This is a genomic window from Nonomuraea sp. NPDC050328 (assembly GCF_044459405.1).
In the GTDB taxonomy this organism is placed as follows: Bacteria; Actinomycetota; Actinomycetes; order Streptosporangiales; family Streptosporangiaceae; genus Nonomuraea.
Window position 1 is genome coordinate 139,199 of record NZ_JBITIW010000007.1, and the last position, 23,479, is coordinate 162,677.

The window sequence follows — 23,479 nt, forward strand, 5'->3', positions numbered from 1 at the left end:
CGGGAGCCCCCATGATCCGCAGGCTCGGCGTCTTAGCCGCGTCCACGCTCTTGCTCGCGCTGCTGACCCCCGCCGCGCACGCCGCCCCCACCTGGACGCTGCGCTGGTCGCCGAACGCGACCACGCACACCCCCGCGCAGGCCTTCGAGACCCTGGAGGACGACCGCGCCGACTCCCACCCCGCCGCCAGGCCGCACATCAAGGTCTCGGGCGACGCCTACCGCTTCGACATGCACATGGTCGACCGCGACTCCATCACCGACCGCCAGCGCCAGGAGGTCACCGGCAACCGTACGCCCGCCGGTCACCTGCAGTGGAAGCTCGGCGAGACCTGGCGCGTCACCTACTCGATGTACATCCCGAGCACGCTCAAGGCCACCACGACCTTCACCCACATCATGCAGACCAAGCAGCCGGGATCGGGCGGCTCGCCCATCACGGTCACCTCGCTGCGCCGGGTCAACGGCGTGCAGACCATCGAGCACAAGGTCTTCGAGCAGAACATCCTGGTGGGCCGGACCAACCTGGAGCCGCTGCACGACAAGTGGATCGACATCGAGTACGAGATGAAGATCGGCAACGGGACGGACGGCTCGGTGCGCTGGGTGGTCAAGAGCGGCGGCACCACGATCGTGGACGCCACCAAGACCGGCGTGGACACCTTCCTCGCCGACCGCGTCCGCCCGAAGTGGGGCATCTACCGCTCGCTCGGCGACACCTCGGGCTCGCTGCAGGACACCTACCTGCTGCTGCGCAACCTGCGTGCCTACCAGCTCACCGACGGCGGCGGCGGGGACACCGCCGCGCCCAGCACCCCGGCGAGCCTGCGCGTCACCGGCACGACCTCCTCCAGCGTGTCGCTGGCCTGGAACGCCTCCACCGACAACGTCGGCGTCACCGGCTACGAGGTCTTCCGCGGCTCCACCCTGGTCGCCACCGTCACCGGGACGACCCACACCGACACCGGCCTGAGCCCCTCGACCGGCTACGCCTACACCGTCAAGGCCCTCGACGCCGCGGGCAACCGTTCAGCGGCCGGCGGTCCGGTCACCGGCACCACCGCGGGCACGAGCACCGGGACGCTGTTGTCGCAGGGCAAGCCCGCCTACGCCTCCTCCATCGAGGGCGCGGGTTTCGAAGCCGGCAAGGCCGTCGACGGCGACGCCGCCACCCGCTGGGCCAGCCTCGAAGGCCAGGACCCGCAGTGGCTGCGCGTCGACCTCGGCGCCACCGCCGCCATCACCCGCGTCAAACTCACCTGGGAAGCCGCCTACGCCAAGGCGTACACGATCCAGACCAGCCCGGACGCCAGCACCTGGACCACCGTCCACACCACCACCAACGGCGACGGCGGCACCGACGACCTCACCCTGAACGCCAACGCCCGCCACATCCGCGTCCACGGCACCCAGCGCGCCACCCCCTACGGCTACAGCCTGCACGAATTCCAGGTCTACGGCACCGCGGGAAGCACGCCGTCTCCCTCCCCCACTTCCACGGGCGCCACCACCTGGCGGTCCGGCACCGTGTACGCGGTGAACAGCCAGGTCGTCTACGGGGGCGTCACCTACCGCTGCCTCCAGGCGCACACCGCTCAGGCCGGGTGGGAGCCCCCGGCCGCGCCCTCCCTCTGGCAACAGCTCTGACCCTGCCCGTACGGCAGGCGCCCCCGCCGAAAGCCGGCTCGTACGGCGGGGCTACTGGCCGGTGAGCTCGGCGAGCTGTTCGGCGGCGGTGGAGTTGCCCAGCGCGGCCAGCCGGCGCAACTCGCCGAGCTCGCCCAGCTCGGTGGCGGTCTCGATGAGCTGGTCGGTCGCGCCGGAGTGCCCGGCGTCGGACAGCCGCCGCAGCTCGCCCAGGTCACCGTGCTCGGCGGCCAGTTCGAGCAGCAGGTCGGTGGCGTCCGCGTTGCCGCCGTCGGACAGCCGCCGCAGCTCGGCCACGTCGCCGAGCTCTCCGGCGGCCTCGACCAGCAGGTCGGTCGCGTCACGGTCGCCGGCGTCGGATCGGGCCCGCAGTTCGGTCAGGTCGAGGTGGGTCATGCCGAGCCTCCAAGCTCTCGCGCCGCGCGATGGGCGAGCCACTCCTCCCGCAACGCCGGCAACCGCTCGCTCAGGAACTCGGCGAGCGCCACCATCTCCTCCAGCGGGGCGCGGCGCTCGGCCGGGGCGTCGGCGAGCAACGCCAGACCCTCCCGGAAGAGGGCGGCGTGCTGCAGATGGAGGGTGGCGTCGAAGTTCTGCGGTTGCCGGCTGGCCGGGTCGACGCTCACCCTGTCCATCCGCTCGCCTGCGGCCCGCGTCCTGCGGGCCAGTTGGTAGCCCTCCAGCAGCTTCACCGCCCCGGTGATCGCGCTCCGGCTGGCCAGGAGGGCGTCGGCCAGCTCGTCGATCGGCTGCTCGGGCGGGTCGCACACGAGCAGGTAGCCCAGCAGCCGCCCGGCCATCGGCGGGAAGCCGTAGTGCCGGGCGTAGAACCGGCCCACATGGTCGGCGAAGATCAGCTGCTCGTCGTGTGCCACGCTTGGAGGCTATCGCAAATCGCGGAAATGACACAAATATCTGTCATTTCATTTACTGCGGCCAGCCGGCGATGATCTCGGGGGTGATGGCGTCGTGGTGGCACTTCAGCGTCGCGCGCCGCGCGGTGTCGTACACGCACACCCGGACGTCCACCCGCTTGATCTCCCCGTCGGAGCTCAACCGGAACGAGCCGCTGGGCGAGCACGTGGACTTGGCGCGGCTCCAGCCGGTGCCGCCGCCGGCGTAGTGGAAGCGGGCCCGGACCGTCGCGCAGTGGTCGCGGTGCGGGTCGCGGTCGTACAGCTTGCCGTACACCTGGAAGGTCTCCGCGCTGAAGTCGGAGATCCACACGTCGGCCTTGGCGTAGCCGCCGTGCCCGCCCGCCGACTGCACGGGGCCCCAGTGGACGCCGGCGGCGGCCGACGCCGGGGCGGGCAAGGCGGCGCCGAGCAGGAGAGCCACGGTGGCGCCCAGGACAAGGTTCGTTCTCATGGGCGGGAGCCTAGGCGGGCGGACTTGGAAAGATCTTGCAACCGGCTGGCGTGACCCAGGGACGCGGCGGCTCGCCCGCGACGAGCCCGGGAGTTGCTCACCGTGCAGGCCCCGGGCCGGGTGGCCGGCCGGCCCGGGGCGGTCCGAGGGGTCCGGTTACGGGCGGACGAGGATGACGTTGCCGAGGGAGCGCTGGCCGGTGGCGTCGGAGGGGCGGTTCACGATGCCGGTCCCGGCGGTGGCCAGCACGCTGGAGCCGCCGCCGTCCAGGTTGAGCGCCTCGACCGCGCCGAGGCTGCGCATCAGCTCGGCGGTCTGCGGGATGCCGAGCCCCTCGCTGTAGCCGGCCTGGCGGCCGTCGACCACGACGAGCATCAGCCGGCCCTGGGCGTCCATGCCGATCATGGAGCGCGGGTTGGCGCGCAGGGTCCAGTTGTAGGTGAAGGTCTGGTCGGCGCCCTCGCGGATCAGCCCGTCGGCGTCGGCGTTGACCGACACCCGGCCGTCGCGGACGAGGGTGGGGCCGACCTGGAGGATGGTCGTGTCGGGGGTCAGCGGGACGCGGTGGCCGCGGCTGTCCTCGACCCGCTCGGAGACGCGCAACCGGCTTCCGGGACGGGCGTGGGCCTGGAGCCAGGCGGTGCTGTCGCCGATGGCCTGGATGACGGAACCGCCCGGAGGGACGGCCGCACCACGCGTCGGGTTGAGCGCGAGCACGGTGCCACGGGAGTCGAGCACGGCCTCGGCGCCCTCACCGGCCGGCGTGACACCGAACTCGGGGGTGAAGCGCACGAGCTCGCTGGCGTCGGTGCACTTCAGGTCGTGCTGGGCCTTCTCGGTGGGCTGGTCGCCGCCGACGCCGCCGCAGTTCCAGACCTCGCCGGGCAGGCGGTTGACGCCGTCGAGCTCGACGCGCTCGCCGCCGGCGTGCAGCGTGACGCGGGCGGTGTAGGCGTCCACGTCGACGCGGCGGCCGCCGTGCGTGATCTTGATGCCGCCGCGGCCCTGGGTGGCCGAGCCGATGAGCTTGCCGTTCTTGACGTACAGGCCGCCGGGGGCGCGGTTGTAGAACCACTGGGCGTTGATCCCGGCGGCGGCGCCGGAGGCGGCGACGAGGTCGGTGAGGGTCTCCATGCCGTTCAGCGCCGGCCCGAAGTCGGTGTCCACGCTGCCGCGGAACTGGCTGAAGTCGACGCGCAGGACGTGGACGCGCTGCGGGGCGCCGGGGTCGGTGCCGTCCTGCGCGGTGTAGCGGGTGCCGCCGGCGAAGCCGGCCGCCCTGACCTTGGTGAGCGCGGCCGAGGCCTCGCCGCTGGTGGCGTGGCGGCCGAGCCGTACCGTCCAGCCGAGGACGCCGGCCGGGCGGTCGGCGAAGGCGGGCAGGTCGACCTGCTCGACGCGGGGCTCGAAGCCCTTGTCGCGCAGGGCGGCGGCGACGCGGTCGGCGATCTCCTTCGGGCCGAGCGCGGTCGGGGCGGTGTTCAGCGGCCCGTCGAGGGTCGCCGGGAGGTAGACGTGCACCGTCCAGTAGTCGTCGGCGTCCTGCGCGCCGAGCGACAACGAGGTCAGCGTGACGCCCGGCGGCAGGGCGGGATCCAGGGCGGGCGCGGTCGCGGAGGCGGGTGCGGCGGTGGCCGGGAGCGCCAGGGTGAGGGCGGCGACCAGGGTCGTCAGGGCTCTGGGGGGCATCTGGGTCCTTCGCATGGGGGCAAGCCGGGCATGCCTTGACGAGGGCTTCCTGCTTGCTTATTCTTCCGAGACAATTAATAAATGTAGCTGAAAAAACCGCCGCCCCCAAGGATCCCCATGCAGAATCTGCTTCGCCTGGCCGTGGCCGCGCTGACCGCCCTGCCGCTCACCGCGTGCGCCGCCGGGACCGGGAGCGAAGGCCCCGTCGCGCTCACCTGGTGGCAGGGCCCCAACGCCGACAAGCCCACCCAGGCCGCCGTGGCGGCCTGCACCCGCGACGGCAAGTACACGATCAAGGTCGAGACCCTCCCCGAAGGCTCCGACAAGCAACGCGAGCAGCTCGTCCGGCGGTTGTCGGCCAAGGACCGGGCGGTGAACCTGATCACCATGGACGTCGTCTGGACGGCCGAGTTCGCCGAGGCCGGCTGGATCCTGCCCCTGCCCGCCGGCACCGCCGCGACGGTGACCGAGGGCACGCTGGGCGGCGCGCTGAAGTCGGCGACCTGGGAGGACAAGGTCTACGCCGCGCCGCTGCTGTCCGGCTCGCAACTGCTGTGGTACCGCAAGTCCCGCGCCGAGCAGGCGGGAATCGACCCCGCCAAGGGCGAGCTGACTTGGGACGAGCTGATCAAGGCGGCCGGCGGCCTGCCGGAGGGCCAGCGCGGCGTCGCGACGCCCGGCAACCGCTACGAGGGCTACACCGTCTTCATCAACGCGCTCGTCGCCTCGGCGGGCGGCCAGGTCGTGGACGCGCAGGGCAAGCCGGGCCTCGACAGCGACGCCGGGCGGGCCGCGGCCGGCGTGATCAGCTCGCTGGCCACCGGCCCGGCCGCGCTGACCGGGATCAGCACGCTCGACGAGGAGACCATGCGGGCCGCCTTCGAGAAGGGCGAGGCCTCGTTCATGACCAACTGGGGCTACGTCTACGCCGCCGCCGCCGAGCGCGCGGCCAAGGAGCCGGAGTTCAAGAAGGTCTTCGACGACTACGGCTGGGCCCGCTACCCGAGGGTCACGGCCGGGGTGCCCAGCGCGCCGCCGCTCGGCGGCTCCAACATCGCCGTCGGGGCCGGCACGCCCGAGGACCAGCGCGACAGCGCCTTCGCCGCGCTGGCCTGCCTGACCTCCACCCAGTCGCAGAAGGGCTTCATGCTGGACGCCGGCATCCCGGCCGCCCGCTCGTCGGTCTACGACGACGCGGAGGTGCGGGCCAGGTTCCCGTTCGCCGACGTCATGCGCGACTCGATCGCCGAGGCGGCGCCGCGGCCGATGGTGCGCAAGTACAACGCGCTGTCCACCGCGATCCAGACGGCCTTCCACCCGCCCGCGTCGGTGACGCCCGAGACCGCGGCCAAGGCCGGCGCGGCGCTGGCCGAGGCCGTGGGGCAGTGAACCGGGTCCGGGCCGAGCAGCGGCTGGGCTGGCTGATGGTCGGCCCCGCCCTGCTGCTCATGATGGCGGTGACGATCGTCCCGGTGCTCCGGACGGCCTGGCTGTCGTTGGAGGACTACTCGCTGAGCGCCCCGGACGAGCGCGCCTTCACCGGGCTCGGCAACTACCGGGAGATCCTGGCGAGCCAGGCCTGGTGGCAGGACCTCGGCGCGACGCTGATCCTGACCGTGACCAGCGTGGGGGCCGAGTTCGTGCTGGGCTTCGCCCTCGCGCTGGCCATGCACAAGGTGCTGTGGGGGCGGCAGTTGCTGCGGACCGTCGTGCTGGTGCCGTACGCGGTGCTGACCGTGGTGTCCGCCTTCGCCTTCCGCTTCGCCTTCCAGCCCTCGGTGGGGTTCGTGGGCGGCGACTTCAACTGGCTGGGCGAGACGTGGTCGGCCTACACGGTGATCGTGCTGACCGAGGTGTGGAAGACCACCCCGTTCATGGCGCTGATGCTGCTGGCCGGGCTGGTGACCGTACCCGGCGAGGTGTACGAGGCGGCCCGGGTGGACGGGGCGGGGGCCTGGCAGCGCTTCTGGCGGGTCACCGTCCCCTGCGTACGGCCGGCCATCATGGTCGCCCTGCTCTTCCGCACGCTGGACGCCTTCCGGATCTTCGACACCGTCTACATCCAGACGCAGGGCGCGGTCGGCACCGAGACGCTGTCCTTCCTGAGCTACCGGTTCCTGATCAGGGACCTGGAGGTGGGCCTGGGCTCGGCCGTGTCGGTGCTGCTGTTCGTCTGCGTCGCGCTGATCGCCGGCGGGTTCGTGCGGGCCTTCCGGTCCGAGTTGGGCGGGGCACGATGAGGCGCAAGATCACTGACCTCCTGGTCACCGCCACCGTCGCGGTCTGGACGCTGGGCCCGCTGGTGTGGGTGGTGAGCCTGTCGCTCAAGCCGCCCACGCTGCAGAACGACGGCCGCTTCCTGCCCGCCTCCCCCACGCTGGAGAACTACACCGGCCTGTTCACCAAGCCGATGTTCACCACCGCGCTGGGCAACTCGGTGGGCATCTCGCTGCTGGCCACGACCGTCTCCGTGGTCGTGGCGGTGGTCGCGGCCTACGCGGTGGCCCGGCTGAGCTTCCGCGGCAACCGGCTGGTGCTCGGGGTCGCGCTGGGCCTGACCATGTTCCCGGCCATCGCGCTGGTCGGACCGCTGTTCACGCTCTGGACGGAGATCGGGCTGTTCGACACCTGGCTCGGGCTCGTCATCCCGTACGTGTCGTTCTCGCTGCCCCTGGCGATCTGGCTGATGACCGCCTTCTTCCGCACCATCCCGCGGGATCTGGAGGAGTCGGCGCAGGTGGACGGGGCGACCCGGCTCCAGGCGCTGGTCCGGGTGATCCTGCCGGTGGCGGCGCCGGGCGTGGTCACCACGTTCCTGCTCACCTTCCTGGCCTGCTGGGGCGAGTTCCTGTTCGCGATCTCGCTCACCTCGACCGAGGCCTCCCGTACGGTCCCCGCCGCGCTGGCCTTCTTCACCGGCGACTCGGAGTTCCAGCAGCCCTACGGCGCGATCGCCGCGGCCGCCCTGATGGTGACGGTGCCCGTGGTAGTGCTTGTCCTGCTCAGCCAGCGCCGCATCGTCGCCGGGCTCACCTCCGGCGCGGTGAAGGGGTGATCTGATGCCTCCTGCCGACCTTGTCAGACTCCTCCCGAGGGTAGCCCCATGACCTCTTCCGCCACCGCCCCCCTGCTCCGCCGCCTGAACGCCGAGTCGGTGCTCGGCGTGCTGCGGGAGGTCGACCTGATCCGGCTCACCGAGCTGGCCGACGCGGCGGGCCTGTCCAGGCCGACGGTCGACGCGGTGATCGAGGACCTGCGGCGGATCGGGCTGATCGACGAGACGGAGGACGACACACCGGGACGGCGGGGCCGCCCGGCCCGGCTCGTGCGGCTGAAGGCCGATCGCGGGCACGTGGTCGGCCTCGACATCGGCGTGCACAAGTGCATGGTCTCGGTAGCCGACCTGCGGGGGACCGTCCTGGCGACCGAGGTGCGCCCGCTCGGGCAGGAGCTCGGCCGCCGGGACCGGCTGGACGGGGTGCGCAAGGCCGTCCGGGCCGCGCTGAAGGCGGCCCGGGTCGAGCGCTCGGCCGTGCTGGCCGCCTGCGCCGCCACCCCGGGCATCGTCGATCCCCGCACCGGGGTGGTGCTGACCTGCGACGTCCTGCCGGAGTGGAAGGGGCTGAACCTGCGCACCGAGCTCGGCCGCTCCTTCGGCGCGCCCGTGCTGGCGGACAACGACGCCAACCTGGCCGTGATCGGCGAGCGGTGGCGCGGCGTCGCCTCGGCCAGCCAGGACGTGATCTACGTGCTGGCCGGCGAGCGGCTGGGCGCGGGCATCGTCTCGGGCGGCCAGGTCTTCCGCGGCCACGACGGGGGCGCGGGCGAAATGGCCTTCCTCAGCCTGCTGGAGCACACCCCCGGCGCCGAGGGCATCGGCGCGCTGGCCAGCAACATCGGCAAGGAGGTCGTGGCCCGGCTGCGCGAGCACGGCCACGAGCTGACCGGGGACGCCGCGCTCCTGCTGGCCGCCGCCCGCGACGGCGACGTCGAGGCCCAGCAGGTGCTGGAGGAGATCCTCGCCCGGATGGCCCGGGCGGTCGGCACGCTGGCCCTGCTGCTCAACCCCGAACTGATCGTCATCGGCGGCGGCGTCGCGGCGGCCGGCGAGCAGATCGCCGAGCCGATCCGGCGCAGGCTGCCGCAGATGACCTCCCTGCCGCCCCAGCTCGAGGTGTCCCTGCTGGGGGATCGCGCCGTGACCGTCGGCGCGCTGCGCACGGCCCTGGACACCGTCGAGAGTTCCCTGCTGGACAACCTGAATGCCTGAGCGGAGCAGCATGTCACCTGTGTCGTTGGCCATCGTCGGAGCCGGGGACCGCGGCACCGGGTACGCCCGGTGGGCGCTGGCGCACCCGGAGCAGGCGCGGATCGTGGCCGTCGCCGACCCGGTGGCCGATCGGGCGCGCCCGCTGGCCGAGGCGAGCGGCGCGCGGGTCTTCGCCGACTGGCGTGAGCTGGTGGCCGCGGGCCGGATCGCCGACGCGGTCGTGCTCGCCACCCAGGACGGCGAGCACGCCGAACCGGCCGTCGCGCTGGCCGGGCTCGGCTACCACCTGCTGGTGGAGAAGCCGCTGGCGCCGACCGAGGCCGAATGCGAGGCGATCGTCGCCGCCGTGGAGCGGGCGGGGGTGATCTTCGCGGTCTGTCACGTGCTGCGGTACGCGCCCTACACCGACGCCGTCCGCTCCGTGCTGGCCTCGGGACGGATCGGGGAGGTCGTCTCGGTCCAGCATCTCGAACCGGTGGGCTTCTGGCACCAGGCGCACTCCTACGTGCGCGGCAACTGGCGGCGCAGCGACCAGGCGGCGTTCATGCTGCTGGCCAAGTCCTCGCACGACCTCGACTGGCTGCAGTACGTGGTCGGCCGGCGCATCCGCCGGGTCTCCAGCTTCGGCGGGCTCCAGCACTTCCGCCCGGACCAGCGCCCGGCGGGGGCCGCCGCGCGCTGCCTCGACTGCCCGGTCGAGCCCGACTGCCCGTACTCGGCCAAGCGGCTGTACTTCGACCGGCTGCACGCCGGGCGGCACGAGTGGCCGCTGAGCGTGGTCACCCCGGTCTTCACCGAGGAGGCGCTCACCGAGGCGCTGCGGCACGGGCCGTACGGCAGGTGCGTCTACGACTGCGACAACGACGTGGTCGACCACCAGGTCGTCGCCATGGAGTTCGACGGCGGCGCGAGCGGGACCTTCACCATGACCGCGTTCAACACCGGGGGGCACCGCCGTACCCGGATCTTCGGCACGCACGGGGAGCTGGCCTGCGACGGGGTGAGCGTGCACGTCGAGGACTTCCGCACCGGCACCGCCACGACGGTCCCGGTGCACGCGGGCGGGGACGCCACGGCGGGCGGCGGGCACGCGGGCGGCGACGAGCGGCTCATGGCCGCCTTCGTGCGCGCCGTCGCCACCGGCGACCGCAGCCTGATCCGCTCCGGCCCCGCCGAATCCCTCGCCTCCCACCGCGCGGTCTTCGCCGCCGAACGGGCGAGGCTCACCGACCAGGTCGTCACCGTGGGGTGACACCGATGTGAAAGGAGCTCGCGATGCGGGCAGCGTTAGCCACCCTCCTCCTGATCGCCCTGACCCTGCTCACCGGACCCGTTCCCGCGAACGCCGACACCCCCGACGCGGCCGGCTGGCCCCGGCCGCGCTTCCTCTCCTACAACGTCTGCGGCGCCGCCAGCCAGTGCGCCGACCTCTACGGCGGCTCCCCCGCCGCCTGGCGCGACCAGGTCGTCAAGGCCATCGACCACTGGGACGCCGACCTCGTGATGCTGCAGGAGGTCTGCTACAACCAGTGGACGCTCCTGCGCAACCACCTGAGCAGCCGCACCGGCGCTCCGGCCTACGACTCGGTCTGGGCCGCGGCTCTGCCGGCGAGCGCCGCGACCGCCGGCTGCTCTCGCTGGGGCACGGACCACCGCTTCGGCCTGGTGATCTTCGCCAAGGGCCCGGCCGGGACGATCGACAACGGCACCCGCTCGGTCCACCGGCTGCCCGAGGCCGAGCCGGTGGAGGACCGCATCATGCTGTGCGCGCGCGCCACGGTCACCGGGCGGAACGTGCGCGCCTGCACCACGCACATCGACTACCACGCCGCGACCGCCAAGGTCCAGGTCGAGCGGGTCGCCTCCCTCACCGAGGGCTTCGCCGCGCAGGGCGAGCCGGTCGTGCTCGGCGGCGACTTCAACGTGCTGCCCGCCGACCCCGTCCTCGACCCGCTCTACGACCACACCGGCGGCCACGGGGTCTTCCAGGAGGTGGACGAGAACGACAAGGAGTTCTTCGGCGCCACCTGCGCCCAGAGCGCGGACCGCTGCCGCAGCGGCGAGGCGACCGCCGAGCCGATCTGCTCGCCCAAGGTGGGCACCCCCGGCAAGATCGACTACATCTTCCTGAGCTACTCCTGGTTCACCACCGTCCGCGGCGACGCGGCGGCCTGCACGCCGGGCATGTCCGACCACCACCTGCTGCGCGGCGCCGCCGCATGGGAACGATAAAACCCGCGAAATCAATCGGCCGCCGGATAAGGAAAACGCGCTTACCGCGTTATCCACAAGTGCACGTTCCAGCGCCTTCTACAAGACCGAGGTCCACCTGCCGGAACTGACTGACTCACAGTAGACGTGCACGTTTGCCGCGATCACGTCAAGAAGAAAAAGAAAGTTGCCGAAATTCGGCAATTAATTGCCGGACCACTCTTCTCCATTCGCTAATCAGCTATTAACGTCTCCCTCACTCTTGGCCCGCCATTCCCAGTGAGGGGACACGCGCATGATCCGAACAGTGCTGCTCGACGCGACCACCTTCGGTGGTGACCGGGTGGACGTACGGATCGCCGGCGGCGTGGTCGCCGAAGTGCTCCCCGCCGGGTCGCTGACACCGGCGCCCGGCGAGGAGCCGCTCGTCCTGACCGGCCACCTGCTCGGTCCGGCGTTCGCCGAACCGCACGCGCACCTGGACAAGGCCTACACCGCCGACGCGGTGCCGAACCCGGCCGGCGACCTGCCGGGCGCGGTGCGCGGCTGGCGGGAGCACCGGTCGAGGCTGAGCGCGGCCGACTTCGAAGAGCGCGCGGTCCGGGGCGCGCTCGCGGCTCTGGTCAAGGGCACGGCCGCCGTCCGCACCCACGTCGGCGGGCCCGGGGTGGACTTCACCGCGCTGGCCGGGCTGGTCGCGGCCAGGAAGCGGCTGGCCGGGCTGGTCGACGTCCAGATCGTCGCCATGGGCGCGCCGCTCACCGGCCCGGACGCCGCCGCCGGGCGGGCCGAGCTGGAACGGGCGCTCGACGAGGGCGTGGACGTGATCGGCGGGGTCCCGCACGGCGAGCACGACCCGGTGGCGGCGATGCGGTACTGCCTGGACCTGGCCGTCCGCCGGGACCGGCCGGTGGACCTGCACATGGACGAGCACCTGCGCCCCGACCTCGACCTGGCCGCGCTGGCGGGACTGGTCAGCGCGTTGCGCTCGACCGGGGAGAGCGTCCCGGACGTCACCGCGGGGCACTGCGTGAGCCTGGTGACGCAGGCGCCCGAGACCCAGGCACGGGTCGCCGCGGCCCTGGCCGCCGCCGGGATCGCGGTGGTGACCTGCCCGCAGACCAACCTGTGGCTGCAGGGGCGCGGGCAACCGGTCGCCACCCCGCGCGGGCTGGCCCCGGTCGCGGCGCTCCTCGATGCCGGTTGCCTGGTCGCCGCCGGAGGTGACAACGTGCAGGACGCGTTCAACCCGGCCGGCAACGGGGACGCGCTGGACGTGGCCCTGCTGCTGATGCTGGCCGCCCACCTCGGCGCCGCCTCGGCCGCCGACGCGGTCAGCCGTACGGCTCGCCGGGTCATGGGGCTGCCCGCGGCCGGGGTCGAGGCAGGCGCCCGGGCCGACCTGGTCGCCCTCCCGGCCGCCTCCCTGCGCGAGGCCATCGCCGAACGGCCCGCCGCCCGCCTCGTCCTCAAGGACGGCGTCGTGGTCAGCCGCACCACCCTCCAGCACACCTTCCCGACCGGGCACACCTTCCCGACCGGGCAGGCCTTTTCGGACGGGCAGGCCGGCTGAGATGGGCGCCCCTTCCTGGCAGTCGCTCAGCGTCGCCGAGCTGGAGCGCGAGTACACCCCGAGCTCGATGGTCGCCTCACTGGCGGCCGAGTTACGCGTCTACGCCGCGGCCAGCGCCCGCACGCAGGCCGCCCATCCCCCGATCGAGCTGCGCTACGGCCCCGGCCCCGGCGAGCTCCTCGACCTGTACCTCCCCGACCGGCCCACAGACCGGCCCACAGGCCGGCCCGCAGCGCAGGTCCCGCTGCTGGCCTTCGTGCACGGCGGCTACTGGCAGGAGCTCGGCAAGCACGACGCCGCCTTCCCGGCCGCCCCCGTGCTGGCCCGCGGCGCGGCCTACGCCTCGATCGGCTACCCCCTGGCCCCGGCCGCGAGCCTGGCCCAGATCGTGGACGCGGTCCGGCGCGCGGTCGCCTGGCTGCACCGCCACGCCCCCGAGCACGGCATCGACCCCGCCCGCATCCAGCTCGCCGGCAGCTCGGCCGGCGCCCACCTGGCGGCGGAGGTCCTGCTGCACGGGCGGGTGCCGCTGCGCGCGCTCACCCTGCTGTCCGGCGTCTACGACCTGCGCCCCCTGGTCCCCACCACGGTCAACCACGCGCTCGGCCTGACCGCCGAGCAGGCCTGGGAGCTCAGCCCCATCCGCCGGGTACGGCAGGCCGGCCCCCCGGTGCTCGTGGCCTGGGGCGAGATCGAGACCGCCCAGTTCGTGGCCCAGAGCCGCGCCTTCGCCGCCGCCCTGGCCGCCGCCGGCACCCCGGTCCAGACCTGGGAGCTGGCCGGGCTCAACCACTTCGACAACGTCTTCGCGCTCACCGACCCGGCCACCCCGGTGGGCGCGGCCACCCTTTCCGTCCTGGAGGAGATCCCGCGATGACCCCCGCACCCACCCCCGAGCCCCGGCGGATCGAGCGCTCGTCGGACGAGGCCAGAGCCGCGACCGCCGCCCGCACCGGCGGCGGCCCGCTGCTGGAACCGGCCGGGGAGAGCACGCCGTACATCGACTACGAGAGCATCGACGTGCTGCTCAACCTGCAGCACACCCGCAGCGGCACCCACGACGAGCTGGCCTTCTACATCATGGGCCAGGTCAAGGAGCTGCTGTTCAAGCTGATGCGGCACGAGCTGCTGGCCGCGCAGCGGCACATCCGGGCCGACCGGCTGCCCGGCGCCTTCGAGGCCTTCCGCCGGGTCGTGCGCATCCAGGAGCTGCTCGTCTCCACCTGGGACGTGCTCGGCACGATCACCCCGGCCCAGTTCAACGCCTTCCGCGACCATCTCGGCACCGCGTCGGGCTTCCAGTCGTACATGTACCGGCACCTGGAGTTCCTGCTCGGCAACAAGGTGCGGGCGCTGCTGAACCCGCACCGCGGCGTGACGAGCGTGCACCGCGAGCTGGAGGAGGCGCTGCACGCGCCCAGCCTCTACGACGACGTCATCGCGCTGCTGGCGGCTCGCGGGCACAAGATCGACGACAGCGTGCTCCGGCGCGACCCGGCGCAGCCGTACACCGCCGACGACTCGGTGGAGCAGGCCTGGTTCGAGGTCTACGCCGACTCGCGCCCGGACAACGACCTGTACCTGCTCGGCGAGGCGCTGATGGACGTCGCCGACCGCTTCCAGCAGTGGCGCTACCGGCACCTGATCACGGTGGAACGCATCATCGGCTACAAGCCCGGGACCGGCGGCACCAGCGGCTCGGGCTGGCTGCGGAAGATCGTCCAGCACCAGTTCTTCCCCGAGTTGTGGGCGGTCCGCACCCGCCTCTGACCGCTTCTCCTCACCCCCCGATCCAGAAGGAGACCGTCATGCGTCTTCGCCACACCGGTCCGGCGGTCGCCGCCCTGACCGGCCTGCTCACGCTGGCCGCCTGCGGCGGTGGTCAGGCGCCGGGCGCCGGCTCCGCCGCCCGGGGCCAGGCCGGCGCCGCCAAGGGCGTGCTCAGGTTCGCCACCTTCACCGTGCCCGACACCTTCGACCCCACCAAGCGCTCCGCCGGCACCTCTGGCCTGAACTACCTCTTCCCGGTCTACGACCCGCTGCTGCGCACCGACCCGACCGGCAAGGTGGTCGCGGGCCTGGCCACCGCGTGGAAGCTGAGCGCCGGCGACCTCACGCTGACCCTGCGCCCCGGGCTGAAGTTCAGCGACGGCGAGACTCTCGACGCCGCCGCGGTCAAGGCCAACCTGGAGCGTTGCAAAGCCGCCGGCGGCGGCTGCGGCAGCACGCTGGCGCACGTCACCGGCGTGGAGGCGCCCGACGCCACCACCGTGGTGATCAAGACGGACGGTCCCCAGCCGGCCCTGCTCTTCGGCCTGACCACCGGCGCCGGGATGATGGTCAGCCCCAAGGCCTTCGACTCCCCCGACCTGGGCCGGGCCCCGGTCGGCGCGGGCGCGTACGTGCTCGACGCCGCCGCCACCGTCCCCGGCTCGACGTGGGTCTACACCAAGAACAAGCACTACTGGGACCCCGCCCAGCAGACGCTCGACCGGCTGGAGATCGTGCTCATCGGCACGGCACAGCAACGCGTCGCCGCCCTGCGCACCGGCCAGGTGGACGCCTCCATGATCGGCGACGCCCAGGAGCTGGCGAGCTACCGCGAGGCCGGCCTGCAGACCGCGGTCACCGAGGGCGGCGACCCGATCGGCGTCATCACCGTCGACCCCAGCGGCCCCTTCGCCGACCAGCGAGTACGGCAGGCGGTCGGCTACGCCCTCGACCGGGCCGCCCTCACCGGCACCCCGTTCCGCAAGGGCATGTCCACCCCCTCCGACCAGCTCTTCTCCCCCGGCAACGCGGGCCACGCCGACGCCCCGGCCTTCGCCTACACCCACGACCCCGCCAAGGCCCGCGCCCTGCTGGCCGAGGCCGGCGTCAAGGACGTGCCGGTGACCATCCCGGCCATGCCGGGCCCGCAGAACAAGACCGAGGCCGAGGCGGTCGCCGGCATGCTCAACGCGGTCGGCTTCAAGGCGAAGGTGGTCTCCCCGCCGCCGCAGATGATCGGGCGGGAGATCTACTCCGGCAAGTACCACCTGGCCTACGTGCCGGTCTTCGTCCCGGACGCGCCCACGCTTGCCGACGCGCTGGCGCCCGAGGGCGGGGCGATGAACCCGACCGGCCGGCCGTACACCAAGGCACTCGACCTGGCCCGGCAGGCCGCGGCGGCCAGCGTCGCCGACGAGGCGAAGGGCAGGGCGCTCTACGCCGAGATGATGGCGGCGCTGACCGAGGAGGGCGTGGTCATCCCGGCCTTCTGGAGCCCGGTCGGGGTGGCCTACGCCGGCCACGTCAAGGGGCTGCGGCCGTGGGCGGGCGGCTACATGGGCCCGCCGGTGTACGGCGTCAGCGTCGGCGAGAAGGGCTGATCGATGCGGAAGGTCCTCCTCGAACGGCTGGTGTCGCTGCCGCTGGTCGTGCTGGCGATGTCGGTGGTGATCTTCGGGATCACCTACCTGGTGCCGGGCGACGCCGCCGAGTCGGCGGCCGGCGTGCAGGCCGACGCCGCGCAGGTGGAAAGGCTGCGCCAGGAGATGGGGCTGGACGCCCCGCTGCCGAGCCAGTACCTGTCCTGGCTGCTGGGCGCGGTGCGCGGCGACCTCGGCCGCTCCCTCGTCGACGGCGCACCGGTGGCGGGCACCATCGCCGACCGGCTGCCGGTCACGTTGTCGCTGACCGCGGCCGGTGCGGTGGTCGCCTGCCTGCTGGGCGTGCCGGCCGGGGTGCTGGCCGGGCTGCGGCCCCGCTCGGTGTGGGACCGGCTGGCCACCGCCGGGGCCTCGGTCGGGGTCGCCTTCCCGGCCTTCTGGCTCGGACTCATCCTGGTCGCGCTGTTCTCGCTGCGCCTGGGCTGGCTGCCGGCCACCGGGTACGTCCCGCCGGGCGTGGACGCGGGAGGCTGGCTGGCCGGGCTCGTCCTGCCGGCGGTCGCGCTGGGGCTGACCCCGGCCGCGGCCCTGGCCCGGCAGATGCGGACCTCGATCGCCGAGGTGATGGACAGCCACTACGTGCGTACGGCTCGCGCCAAGGGCGTGCCACGCGGGCGGATCGTCCGGCGGCACGCGCTGCGCAACGCGGCCGGGCCGGTGGTCACCCAGCTCGGCTTCTGGGTGGCGATCATGCTGGGCACCTCGCTCATCGTCGAGCAGGTCTTCTCGTTGCCCGGCCTCGGCGGGGCGATGAGCAACGCGATCATGCAGCACGACGTGCCGCTGCTGGTCGGGCTGGCACTGGTCCTGGTGGTGATCGTGGTGCTGGTCAACCTGGCGGTCGATCTGTGCCTGTCGGCCCTCAACCCGAAGGCGAGGCAGGCGTGAGCGCCGCGGCTCCGGCGAGCCGGGCCGGTCAGGTGTGGCGGCGCTTCCGTGCCGACCGCTGGGCGCTGGTCGCCGCGGCCTATCTGGCGTTGCTGGTGCTGGTCGCGCTGTTCGCGCCGTGGGTCACGCCGTACGACCCCGAGCGGCAGGACCTGCTCGCCGCCTTCGGCGGCCCGAGCGCCGAGCACTGGCTGGGCACCGACGAACTTGGGCGCGACGAGCTCAGCCGGATGCTGGTCGCCACCCGGATCTCGCTGCTGGCGGTGGCCGAGGCGATGGGGCTCGCGGTGGTGATCGGGGTGCCGATCGGGCTGCTGGCCGGCTTCCGCGGCGGGCTGCCCGACCGGCTGGTGATGCGGCTCAACGACCTGGTCTTCGCCATTCCCGCGTTGGTCCTGGTGATGCTGGTGATCGCGGTGCTGGGGACCGGGCTCGGGCCGTCGATGGCGGCGCTCGGGCTGGTGTTCTCCACCGGCTTCATCCGGGTGGCGCGCAACGCGGTCACCGAGATCCGCGCGGAGACCTATCTGGCGGCGGCGAAGGTGATCGGGGTGCCGACGTGGCGGCTCGTCCGCCGGCACGTGCTGCCCAACGCGCTCGGGCCGATCATGGTGCAGCTCGCGCTGCAGTGCGGGGTGGTGCTGACCATCGAGGCGTCGCTGAGCTTCATCGGGCTCGGCGCGCAGCCGCCCGACGTGAGCTGGGGCACGCTGCTGGCGATGGCCGCCACCAGTATCGAGGGGGCCGACACGTGGCTGGTGGTGTGGCCGGGCCTGGCGATCACGGTGACCGTGCTGGCGCTCAACCTGGTCGGCGACGGGCTGCTGGGCGCGCTCAAGCCCGGCGCCGCCCGGCCCGCCAAGACCCCCGCACCGCCGCCGGCCACGCCCGCGCCCGAGCCCCCGCCGCACGTGCACAGGCCGGAGGGTGAGGGGGCCGCGCCGCTGGTGCAGGCGCGCGGATCGGAGGGTGAGGGGGCCGCGCCGTTGTTGCGGGTGCGCGGGTTGACCGTCACGGCCGGGGCGGCGGCGATCGTGTCCGACGTCTCCTTCGACGTGGAGGCCGGCGAGGTGGTCGGCCTGGTCGGCGAGTCCGGCTGCGGCAAGTCCACCATCGCGCTGGCGCTGATGGGCCTGCTCGACGAGCCGCGGCGGATCACCGCGGGCTCCGTCGAACTGTCCGGCACCGAGCTGGTGGGTGCCCCGGAAGCCCGATGGGAGCGCCTCCGCGGCCGCGACCTGGCGATGATCTTCCAGAACCCGCAGGCCAGCCTCAACCCGACCATGCGCATCGGCGACCAGATCGCCGAGCCGCTGCGGCTGGCCGGCCACAGCGCCCGCGCCGCCCGCGCCGAAGCGGTCGCATTGCTGGAGAAGGTGGGCGTGCCCGACCCCGCGCGCCGGGCCCGCCAGTACCCGCACGAGTTCTCCGGCGGCATGGCCCAGCGCGCCATGATCGCGATGGCCGTCGCCGGCCGCCCGAAGCTGCTCATCGCCGACGAGCCGGTCACCGCGCTCGACGTCCGCGTCCGCGAGCAGGTCCTGGACCTGCTCCTGGACCTGCGGGCCGAGTTCGGGATGGCCGTGCTGCTGGTCACCCACGACCTGGGCGTGGTGGCCGACGCCTGCGACCGCACCATCGTCGCCTACGCCGGTGAGCTGGTGGAGCAGGCCCCGGCCGAGCAGCTCTTCCGCTCGCCCGCCCACCCCTACACCCACGGCCTGCTCGGGGCCCGGCCCTCGGCCCTGACCGGCCGCCGGCTGCCGACCATCCCCGGCTCGGTGCCCGCCCCCGGGCACTGGCCCGGCGGCTGCCGCTTCGAGCCGCGCTGCGCCCACGCGGTGGCCGGCTGCTCGGCCGCCGCCGTCCCGACCACCGCGCTCAGCGGCGATCACCGATCGCGCTGCCTGCGAGCACAGGAGTCACCTTGGCTGTGAACACCTCCAGAGCGCCCGGCGTGCCGGGCAAGGAGCGGGTCGACCCCGGCCTGCTCCAGGTGCGGGACCTGTCGGTGCACTTCGCCCACCGCGGCCTGCCGTACCGGCGGCCGGGGGTGGTGCGGGCGGTGCAGGAGGTCTCCTTCGCCGTCCCGCCCGGCACGACCCTCGGCCTGGTCGGCGAGTCCGGCTCGGGCAAGTCCACCATCGGGCGGGCCGTCCTCGGGCTGCACCGGCCCACCGCCGGGACGATCGGTTTCGGCGAGCACGAGTACGGCGCCGCCAACGGCATGCCGAAGGAGGTGCGGCGGCAGATCCAGGCGGTCTTCCAGGACCCCGGCTCGTCGCTGGACCCCTCGCACCCCATTGCCGACGCGATCGCCGAGCCGCTCCGGCTGCACCTGGGCCTGCGCGGGGCCGCCGCCGACGCCCGGGTGGCCGAGCTGCTGGACCTGGTGGGCATCCCCGCCGATCACCGGCACCGCTACCCGGCCGAGTTCTCCGGCGGGCAGCAGCAGCGCATCGCCATCGCGCGGGCCCTGGCCGGTCGCGGCCGGCTCATCGTCTGCGACGAGCCGGTGGCGGCGCTCGACGTCTCGACGCAGGCGCAGGTGATCAACCTGTTCGCCGACGTGCAGGCGGAGCTGGGGGTGTCGTACCTGTTCATCGGCCATGACCTGGACGTGGTGGCGCACGTCAGCGACCGGCTGGCGGTGCTGTTCCACGGCCGGATCGTGGAGATCGGGCCGGTGGCGGAGGTCTTCCGGCGGGCCGTGCATCCCTACACCCGGATGTTGCTGGAGGCCACGCCGGTGGCCGATCCGGCTCGGCAGCGGCGGCGGCGGGCCGAGCGGCGGCGGTTCACGCTCGCCGAGCCGCTCGGGGCGGAGGTGGTGAGCGGGTGCGCGTTCCAGCAGCGCTGCCCGCTGGTGGTCGAGCGGTGCCAGACCGAGGTGCCGGTCCTGCGCGAGCTGGCCGGTGGGACGCAGGCCGCCTGCCACCTGGCGGGCGGCGCCGACACGGGGAAGGAGCCCGCATGAGCCGGGAACCCATGGACGCAGGGCTGCCAGCAGGGCTCCCAGGGCTTGCTCCTGTGCTTGCCGGGGTGATGCTGGCGGACAGTCCGACCGATGCGGGGGCCAACCGGGCCGAGGCCGCGGACCGGCACGGGTTCGGGCGCTTCCACCTGGCCGACCGCGGGCTCGACGGCCGCGACCAGTGGGTGATGCTCGGCGCGACGGCCCGCACCACCCGGCACATCCGCCTCGGCCTGGTGACCAACCCGTTCACCCGGACCCCCGCCACCACCGCCAACGCGCTGCGCACGCTGCGCGAGCTGACCGGCGGCCGGGCCTTCGTGGTGCTGGCCAGAGGCGGCGAACGCATCCTGTCCGGCGGCGGCGCCGTCGCCCACCGCCCGATCGCCGCCGTCCAGGAGAGCCTGCGGGTGATCGGCGAGCTGTGCCCCGGTGCCGAGACCTGGGTCGCCACCAAGGGCCCGGCGATGGCCGCGATGGCGCTGCGGCACGCCGACGGCCTGCTGCTGTCCGGGGTCCCGCACGCCCTGCTGCCGGAGGTGACCGCCAAGCTGCGCGCGGCGATGGACCGCCCGGTCACCCTCGGCCTGAGCGTCGCCTACGGAGGCGACGGTACGGCGAGCACCCGCGACGGCCTGATCCGCGTCGCCCTGGAGCTCGGCAACCTGCGCGAGGAGTACCGCGAGGCGGCCGGCATCGACGCCGCGCTGGTCGAGGCGGTCAAGCGAGAGCTGTTCGGCGGCGGCTCGCTGGACCGGGCCGCCGCCCTGGTGCCCCCGGACCTGCTGCCCCAGTTCACCCTGGCCGCGCCCCGCCCCGAGCTGCGCACGGCCCTCGACCGGCTGCGCGAGCACAGCGGCGCGGACGTCGTCGAGATCTCGGCCTCGGCCCTCTTCGACGACGGCGGCCGGCTGCTGGCCCCCCAGTTCACCCCCACTACCTGAGGACGTCATGACTACTTCTTCGCCGGTCCGCGTCGGCTGGATCCACCGCGCCAAGGTGGGCGACCGGATCAGCAGTTGGCTGCACGGCCACGAGCAGGCCCGCCAGGCCGTCGAGGCCGAGCTCGGCGCCGCCGTCCACACCGAGGTCGCCGACGGCGTCGGCCGCGCCGAGGGGTTCGCCGCGGCGGCCACCGACTTCGCCGAACGCGGCTTCGACCTGGTCTTCGCCTGCGACACCCGGGGCGGGCTGGAGGTCCTGCCGGTCGCCGGGCGCTTCCCCGGCACCCGGTTCATGCACAACCAGGGCGTGGATCTGGCGCCCAACTTCGGCACCTACCGCGAGGCCCGCGACGAGCACGCCTACGTGTCGGGGCTGCTGTGCGGGGCGATGACCAGGACCGGCGTGCTGGGCGTGATCGGCGGCACGCCCGGCCCGCTCGACCTGCAGATCGTCAACGCCTGGGCGATCGGCGTGCGGGCGGTCAACCCCACGGCGGTCATCCACGACCGCTGGGTCGGCAGCTACTTCGCCGACGACCAGGCCGAGCGTGAGACGGCGGCGGTGGACGAGCTGGTCGCGCTCGGCGTGGACACCTTCGGCGGCACCCTCACCGAGATGCCGACCATCACCCGGCTGGCCTCCGAGCGCGGCCTGTGGTCGATGGGCCGCGACCTGCGCTCGGCCGGGCAGAGCGCGGTGCTCGACGTGGCCTACATCGACTGGGCGCCCTTCTACCTGCGGGAGGTGCGGGCCGTCCAGGACGGCACCTGGCGGGCCCGGCACGCCTACCTGCGGGCCCGCGACGGCGTGGTCCGCAACACCCCGCCCGCCGCGGTGGTGCCGCACGCCGCCGCCCAGCGGGCCGTCGAGGCCGCCCGGGCCCTGCGCGCGGGCGAGCTGGACCTCTGGCAGGGCCCGATCCGCGACCACCGGGGCGTCGTGGTCGTGCCGGCCGGCCGGTCGATCGCCGACCTGTACGAGGGGCCCGATCCGGAGCCCGAGCTCACCCGCGCCGAGGCCTACCTGACCTCCCGCCAGTTCGCCTGGTTCCACGAGGCGATCACCGGCAGCGTCGACCCGCTCCAGGCGTGGCTGGAGCAGGACGCCGAGTCCCGCGCCCTGTAGGGCCTCACGGGGCGAGGATGCTGATGCCCAGCATGCGGGCGCCGGTCTCGGTCCGGGGGCGGTGCCGGCTGCCGGGGGCGAAGACGACGTAGCTGCCCGGCCCGAGCCGCCGTCCCCGGTCGAGGAACTCGCCCGAGAGCACGTAGTAGCGCTCCTCGCCCTCGTGCACGTCGTCCTCGGGCCACTCGGCGCCGGGCGCGAAGTCGTACATCCAGCCACGGGCCCACGCGGTGGCCGGCAGCCGGCGCCGGACGATGCCGGGGACGACCTCGACCGGCTCGACGTCGTCGACGTTGAGGATCTGGACGTCGTCAAAAGAGTCTCGCGTCATGTCCAGCATCGTCGTCGCCCGGGCGAGCCGGCGGTGAGTGTCAGGATTGCCCCGTTCAGGTACTTTCTTGCCATGGCCGTTCACCAGGTGGTCGCGCTGGTCCTGCCGCCGCAGTCCACGTTCGAGCTGGCGTGCGCGGCGGAGGTCTTCGGGATGGAACGGCCCGGGCTGCCCGGCCGCTACGCCTTCTCGGTGTGCGCCGAGCGGCCGGGCCCGGTGGCCACGCTGGCGGGTTACGACATGCTGGTCGGCGCGGGGCTCGACGCGCTCGCCGCCGCGCGGACCGTGGTCGTGCCCGGCTGGCACCAGCGGGCGCGGCCGGCTCCGCCTGCCGTACTCGACGCGGTACGGCAGGCGCACGCGCGCGGCGCCCGCATCGTGGCGATCTGCTCCGGGGCGTTCCTGCTGGCCGAGGCGGGCCTGCTCGACGGCCGCCGGGCCACCACCCACTGGCGGCTGGCCGGCGAGCTGGCCTCGCGCTTCCCCCGCGTGCGGGTCGAGCCGGACACGCTCTACGCCGACCTGGGCGACGTGGCCACCAGCGCGGGCACCGCCGCGGGCATCGACCTGTGCCTGCACCTGGCCCGCGCCGACCACGGGGCCGCCTACGCCGCGCACGTCGCCCGGCACATGGTCATGCCGCCGCACCGCGAGGGCGGCCAGTTGCAGTACGGCCCGGCGGAGAGACCCGCCGCGCACCCGCCGGGGTCGCTGGCGCCGCTGCTGGACTGGGCGGGCGAGCGGCTGCACCTGCCGTTGACCGTCGAGGACCTGGCCGCCCGGGCCGGTCTCGCGCCGCGCACGCTCGCGCGCCGGTTCGCCGACCAGGTCGGTCTCAGTCCAGGCCGGTGGGTGCTGCAGCAGCGGGTCGCGGCGGCCCGGGTGCTGCTGGAGGAGACCGATCTGCCGGTGGAGACGATCGCGACCCGCGTCGGCCTGGCCTCGGCGGCGAACCTGCGGAGGCGCTTCCACACCCTGGTGCGCACCACGCCCGCCGCCTACCGCCGCTCCTTCGGCTCCCGCTGAAG

22 protein-coding genes are annotated in these 23,479 nt (G+C 73.6%); 17 read left to right on the top strand and 5 right to left on the bottom strand.

What is annotated here, in order from left to right; translation table 11 throughout:
- Positions 1–11: 11 nt before the first annotated feature.
- Complete coding sequence (locus tag ACIBG7_RS25935; RefSeq protein WP_397337849.1) at positions 12–1,646, top strand: discoidin domain-containing protein; 1,635 nt, start codon at positions 12–14, stop codon at positions 1,644–1,646.
- 51 nt (positions 1,647–1,697) lie between these two features.
- Here ACIBG7_RS25935 and ACIBG7_RS25940 read toward each other — a convergent pair whose 3' ends face one another.
- The 4 genes from ACIBG7_RS25940 to ACIBG7_RS25955 all read right to left on the bottom strand — a co-directional run bounded on the left by ACIBG7_RS25940 (position 1,698) and on the right by ACIBG7_RS25955 (position 4,703).
- On the bottom strand, positions 1,698–2,042 hold the full coding sequence (locus ACIBG7_RS25940; protein ID WP_397337850.1) for a hypothetical protein: 345 nt from the start codon (positions 2,040–2,042) through the stop codon (positions 1,698–1,700).
- On the bottom strand, positions 2,039–2,521 hold the full coding sequence (locus tag ACIBG7_RS25945; protein ID WP_357932571.1) for a hypothetical protein: 483 nt from the start codon (positions 2,519–2,521) through the stop codon (positions 2,039–2,041). Before ACIBG7_RS25945 ends, ACIBG7_RS25940 begins: the two co-directional genes overlap by 4 nt.
- A 52-nt stretch (positions 2,522–2,573) precedes the next feature.
- A complete protein-coding gene (locus ACIBG7_RS25950) occupies positions 2,574–3,014 on the bottom strand; it encodes a hypothetical protein (RefSeq protein WP_397337851.1) in 441 nt (146 codons plus the stop codon).
- 156 nt (positions 3,015–3,170) lie between these two features.
- Entirely contained in the window at positions 3,171–4,703 is a 1,533-nt protein-coding gene (locus ACIBG7_RS25955; RefSeq protein ID WP_397337852.1) for a phosphodiester glycosidase family protein, read from the bottom strand.
- Positions 4,704–4,820: 117 nt separating this feature from the next.
- Between ACIBG7_RS25955 and ACIBG7_RS25960 the strand changes: the two genes are divergently transcribed.
- The 15 genes from ACIBG7_RS25960 to ACIBG7_RS26030 all read left to right on the top strand — a co-directional run bounded on the left by ACIBG7_RS25960 (position 4,821) and on the right by ACIBG7_RS26030 (position 22,120).
- Entirely contained in the window at positions 4,821–6,092 is a 1,272-nt protein-coding gene (locus ACIBG7_RS25960; RefSeq protein ID WP_397337853.1) for an extracellular solute-binding protein, read from the top strand.
- Positions 6,089–6,943 (top strand): carbohydrate ABC transporter permease, encoded by an 855-nt coding sequence (locus ACIBG7_RS25965; protein ID WP_397337854.1) that lies wholly within the window; start codon positions 6,089–6,091, stop codon positions 6,941–6,943. Before ACIBG7_RS25960 ends, ACIBG7_RS25965 begins: the two co-directional genes overlap by 4 nt.
- Positions 6,940–7,758 (top strand): carbohydrate ABC transporter permease, encoded by an 819-nt coding sequence (locus ACIBG7_RS25970; protein WP_397337855.1) that lies wholly within the window; start codon positions 6,940–6,942, stop codon positions 7,756–7,758. Before ACIBG7_RS25965 ends, ACIBG7_RS25970 begins: the two co-directional genes overlap by 4 nt.
- 48 nt (positions 7,759–7,806) lie before the next feature.
- Complete coding sequence (locus tag ACIBG7_RS25975) at positions 7,807–8,973, top strand: ROK family protein (protein ID WP_397337857.1); 1,167 nt, start codon at positions 7,807–7,809, stop codon at positions 8,971–8,973.
- A gap of 10 nt (positions 8,974–8,983) precedes the next feature.
- The gene (locus tag ACIBG7_RS25980; protein ID WP_397337858.1) at positions 8,984–10,225 is read left to right on the top strand and encodes a Gfo/Idh/MocA family protein; all 1,242 of its coding nucleotides are present in this window, start codon (positions 8,984–8,986) and stop codon (positions 10,223–10,225) included.
- A gap of 23 nt (positions 10,226–10,248) precedes the next feature.
- Positions 10,249–11,205: an endonuclease/exonuclease/phosphatase family protein gene (locus ACIBG7_RS25985; protein WP_357932548.1), complete on the top strand. Its 957-nt coding sequence runs from the start codon at positions 10,249–10,251 to the stop codon at positions 11,203–11,205.
- Between the two features lie 274 nt (positions 11,206–11,479).
- Complete coding sequence (locus ACIBG7_RS25990; protein ID WP_397337859.1) at positions 11,480–12,757, top strand: amidohydrolase family protein; 1,278 nt, start codon at positions 11,480–11,482, stop codon at positions 12,755–12,757.
- Between the two features lies 1 nt (position 12,758).
- Complete coding sequence (locus ACIBG7_RS25995; RefSeq protein WP_397337860.1) at positions 12,759–13,634, top strand: alpha/beta hydrolase; 876 nt, start codon at positions 12,759–12,761, stop codon at positions 13,632–13,634.
- Positions 13,631–14,527 carry a tryptophan 2,3-dioxygenase gene (locus tag ACIBG7_RS26000; RefSeq protein WP_397337861.1) on the top strand — a complete coding sequence of 299 codons (897 nt, stop codon included), beginning with the start codon at positions 13,631–13,633 and terminating at the stop codon, positions 14,525–14,527. Before ACIBG7_RS25995 ends, ACIBG7_RS26000 begins: the two co-directional genes overlap by 4 nt.
- 38 nt (positions 14,528–14,565) lie before the next feature.
- The gene (locus ACIBG7_RS26005) at positions 14,566–16,128 is read left to right on the top strand and encodes an ABC transporter substrate-binding protein (RefSeq protein ID WP_397337862.1); all 1,563 of its coding nucleotides are present in this window, start codon (positions 14,566–14,568) and stop codon (positions 16,126–16,128) included.
- 3 nt (positions 16,129–16,131) lie between these two features.
- Positions 16,132–17,076 carry an ABC transporter permease gene (locus ACIBG7_RS26010; RefSeq protein ID WP_397337863.1) on the top strand — a complete coding sequence of 315 codons (945 nt, stop codon included), beginning with the start codon at positions 16,132–16,134 and terminating at the stop codon, positions 17,074–17,076.
- Positions 17,073–19,013 carry a dipeptide/oligopeptide/nickel ABC transporter permease/ATP-binding protein gene (locus ACIBG7_RS26015; protein ID WP_397337864.1) on the top strand — a complete coding sequence of 647 codons (1,941 nt, stop codon included), beginning with the start codon at positions 17,073–17,075 and terminating at the stop codon, positions 19,011–19,013. The genes ACIBG7_RS26010 and ACIBG7_RS26015 overlap by 4 nt, the downstream gene beginning before the upstream one ends.
- Positions 19,010–20,053: an oligopeptide/dipeptide ABC transporter ATP-binding protein gene (locus tag ACIBG7_RS26020; protein ID WP_397337865.1), complete on the top strand. Its 1,044-nt coding sequence runs from the start codon at positions 19,010–19,012 to the stop codon at positions 20,051–20,053. Before ACIBG7_RS26015 ends, ACIBG7_RS26020 begins: the two co-directional genes overlap by 4 nt.
- Positions 20,050–20,994, top strand: coding sequence for an LLM class flavin-dependent oxidoreductase (locus ACIBG7_RS26025; protein WP_397337866.1), 945 nt, complete (start codon positions 20,050–20,052; stop codon positions 20,992–20,994). The genes ACIBG7_RS26020 and ACIBG7_RS26025 overlap by 4 nt, the downstream gene beginning before the upstream one ends.
- A 7-nt stretch (positions 20,995–21,001) precedes the next feature.
- The gene (locus tag ACIBG7_RS26030) at positions 21,002–22,120 is read left to right on the top strand and encodes a BMP family ABC transporter substrate-binding protein (protein ID WP_357932522.1); all 1,119 of its coding nucleotides are present in this window, start codon (positions 21,002–21,004) and stop codon (positions 22,118–22,120) included.
- A 4-nt stretch (positions 22,121–22,124) separates the two neighbouring features.
- Here ACIBG7_RS26030 and ACIBG7_RS26035 read toward each other — a convergent pair whose 3' ends face one another.
- On the bottom strand, positions 22,125–22,451 hold the full coding sequence (locus ACIBG7_RS26035) for a cupin domain-containing protein (protein WP_397337867.1): 327 nt from the start codon (positions 22,449–22,451) through the stop codon (positions 22,125–22,127).
- Between the two features lie 72 nt (positions 22,452–22,523).
- Here ACIBG7_RS26035 and ACIBG7_RS26040 point away from each other — a divergent pair, with 72 nt between their 5' ends.
- The gene (locus tag ACIBG7_RS26040) at positions 22,524–23,477 is read left to right on the top strand and encodes a helix-turn-helix domain-containing protein (protein WP_397337868.1); all 954 of its coding nucleotides are present in this window, start codon (positions 22,524–22,526) and stop codon (positions 23,475–23,477) included.
- The last annotated feature ends 2 nt before the right edge of the window (positions 23,478–23,479 follow it).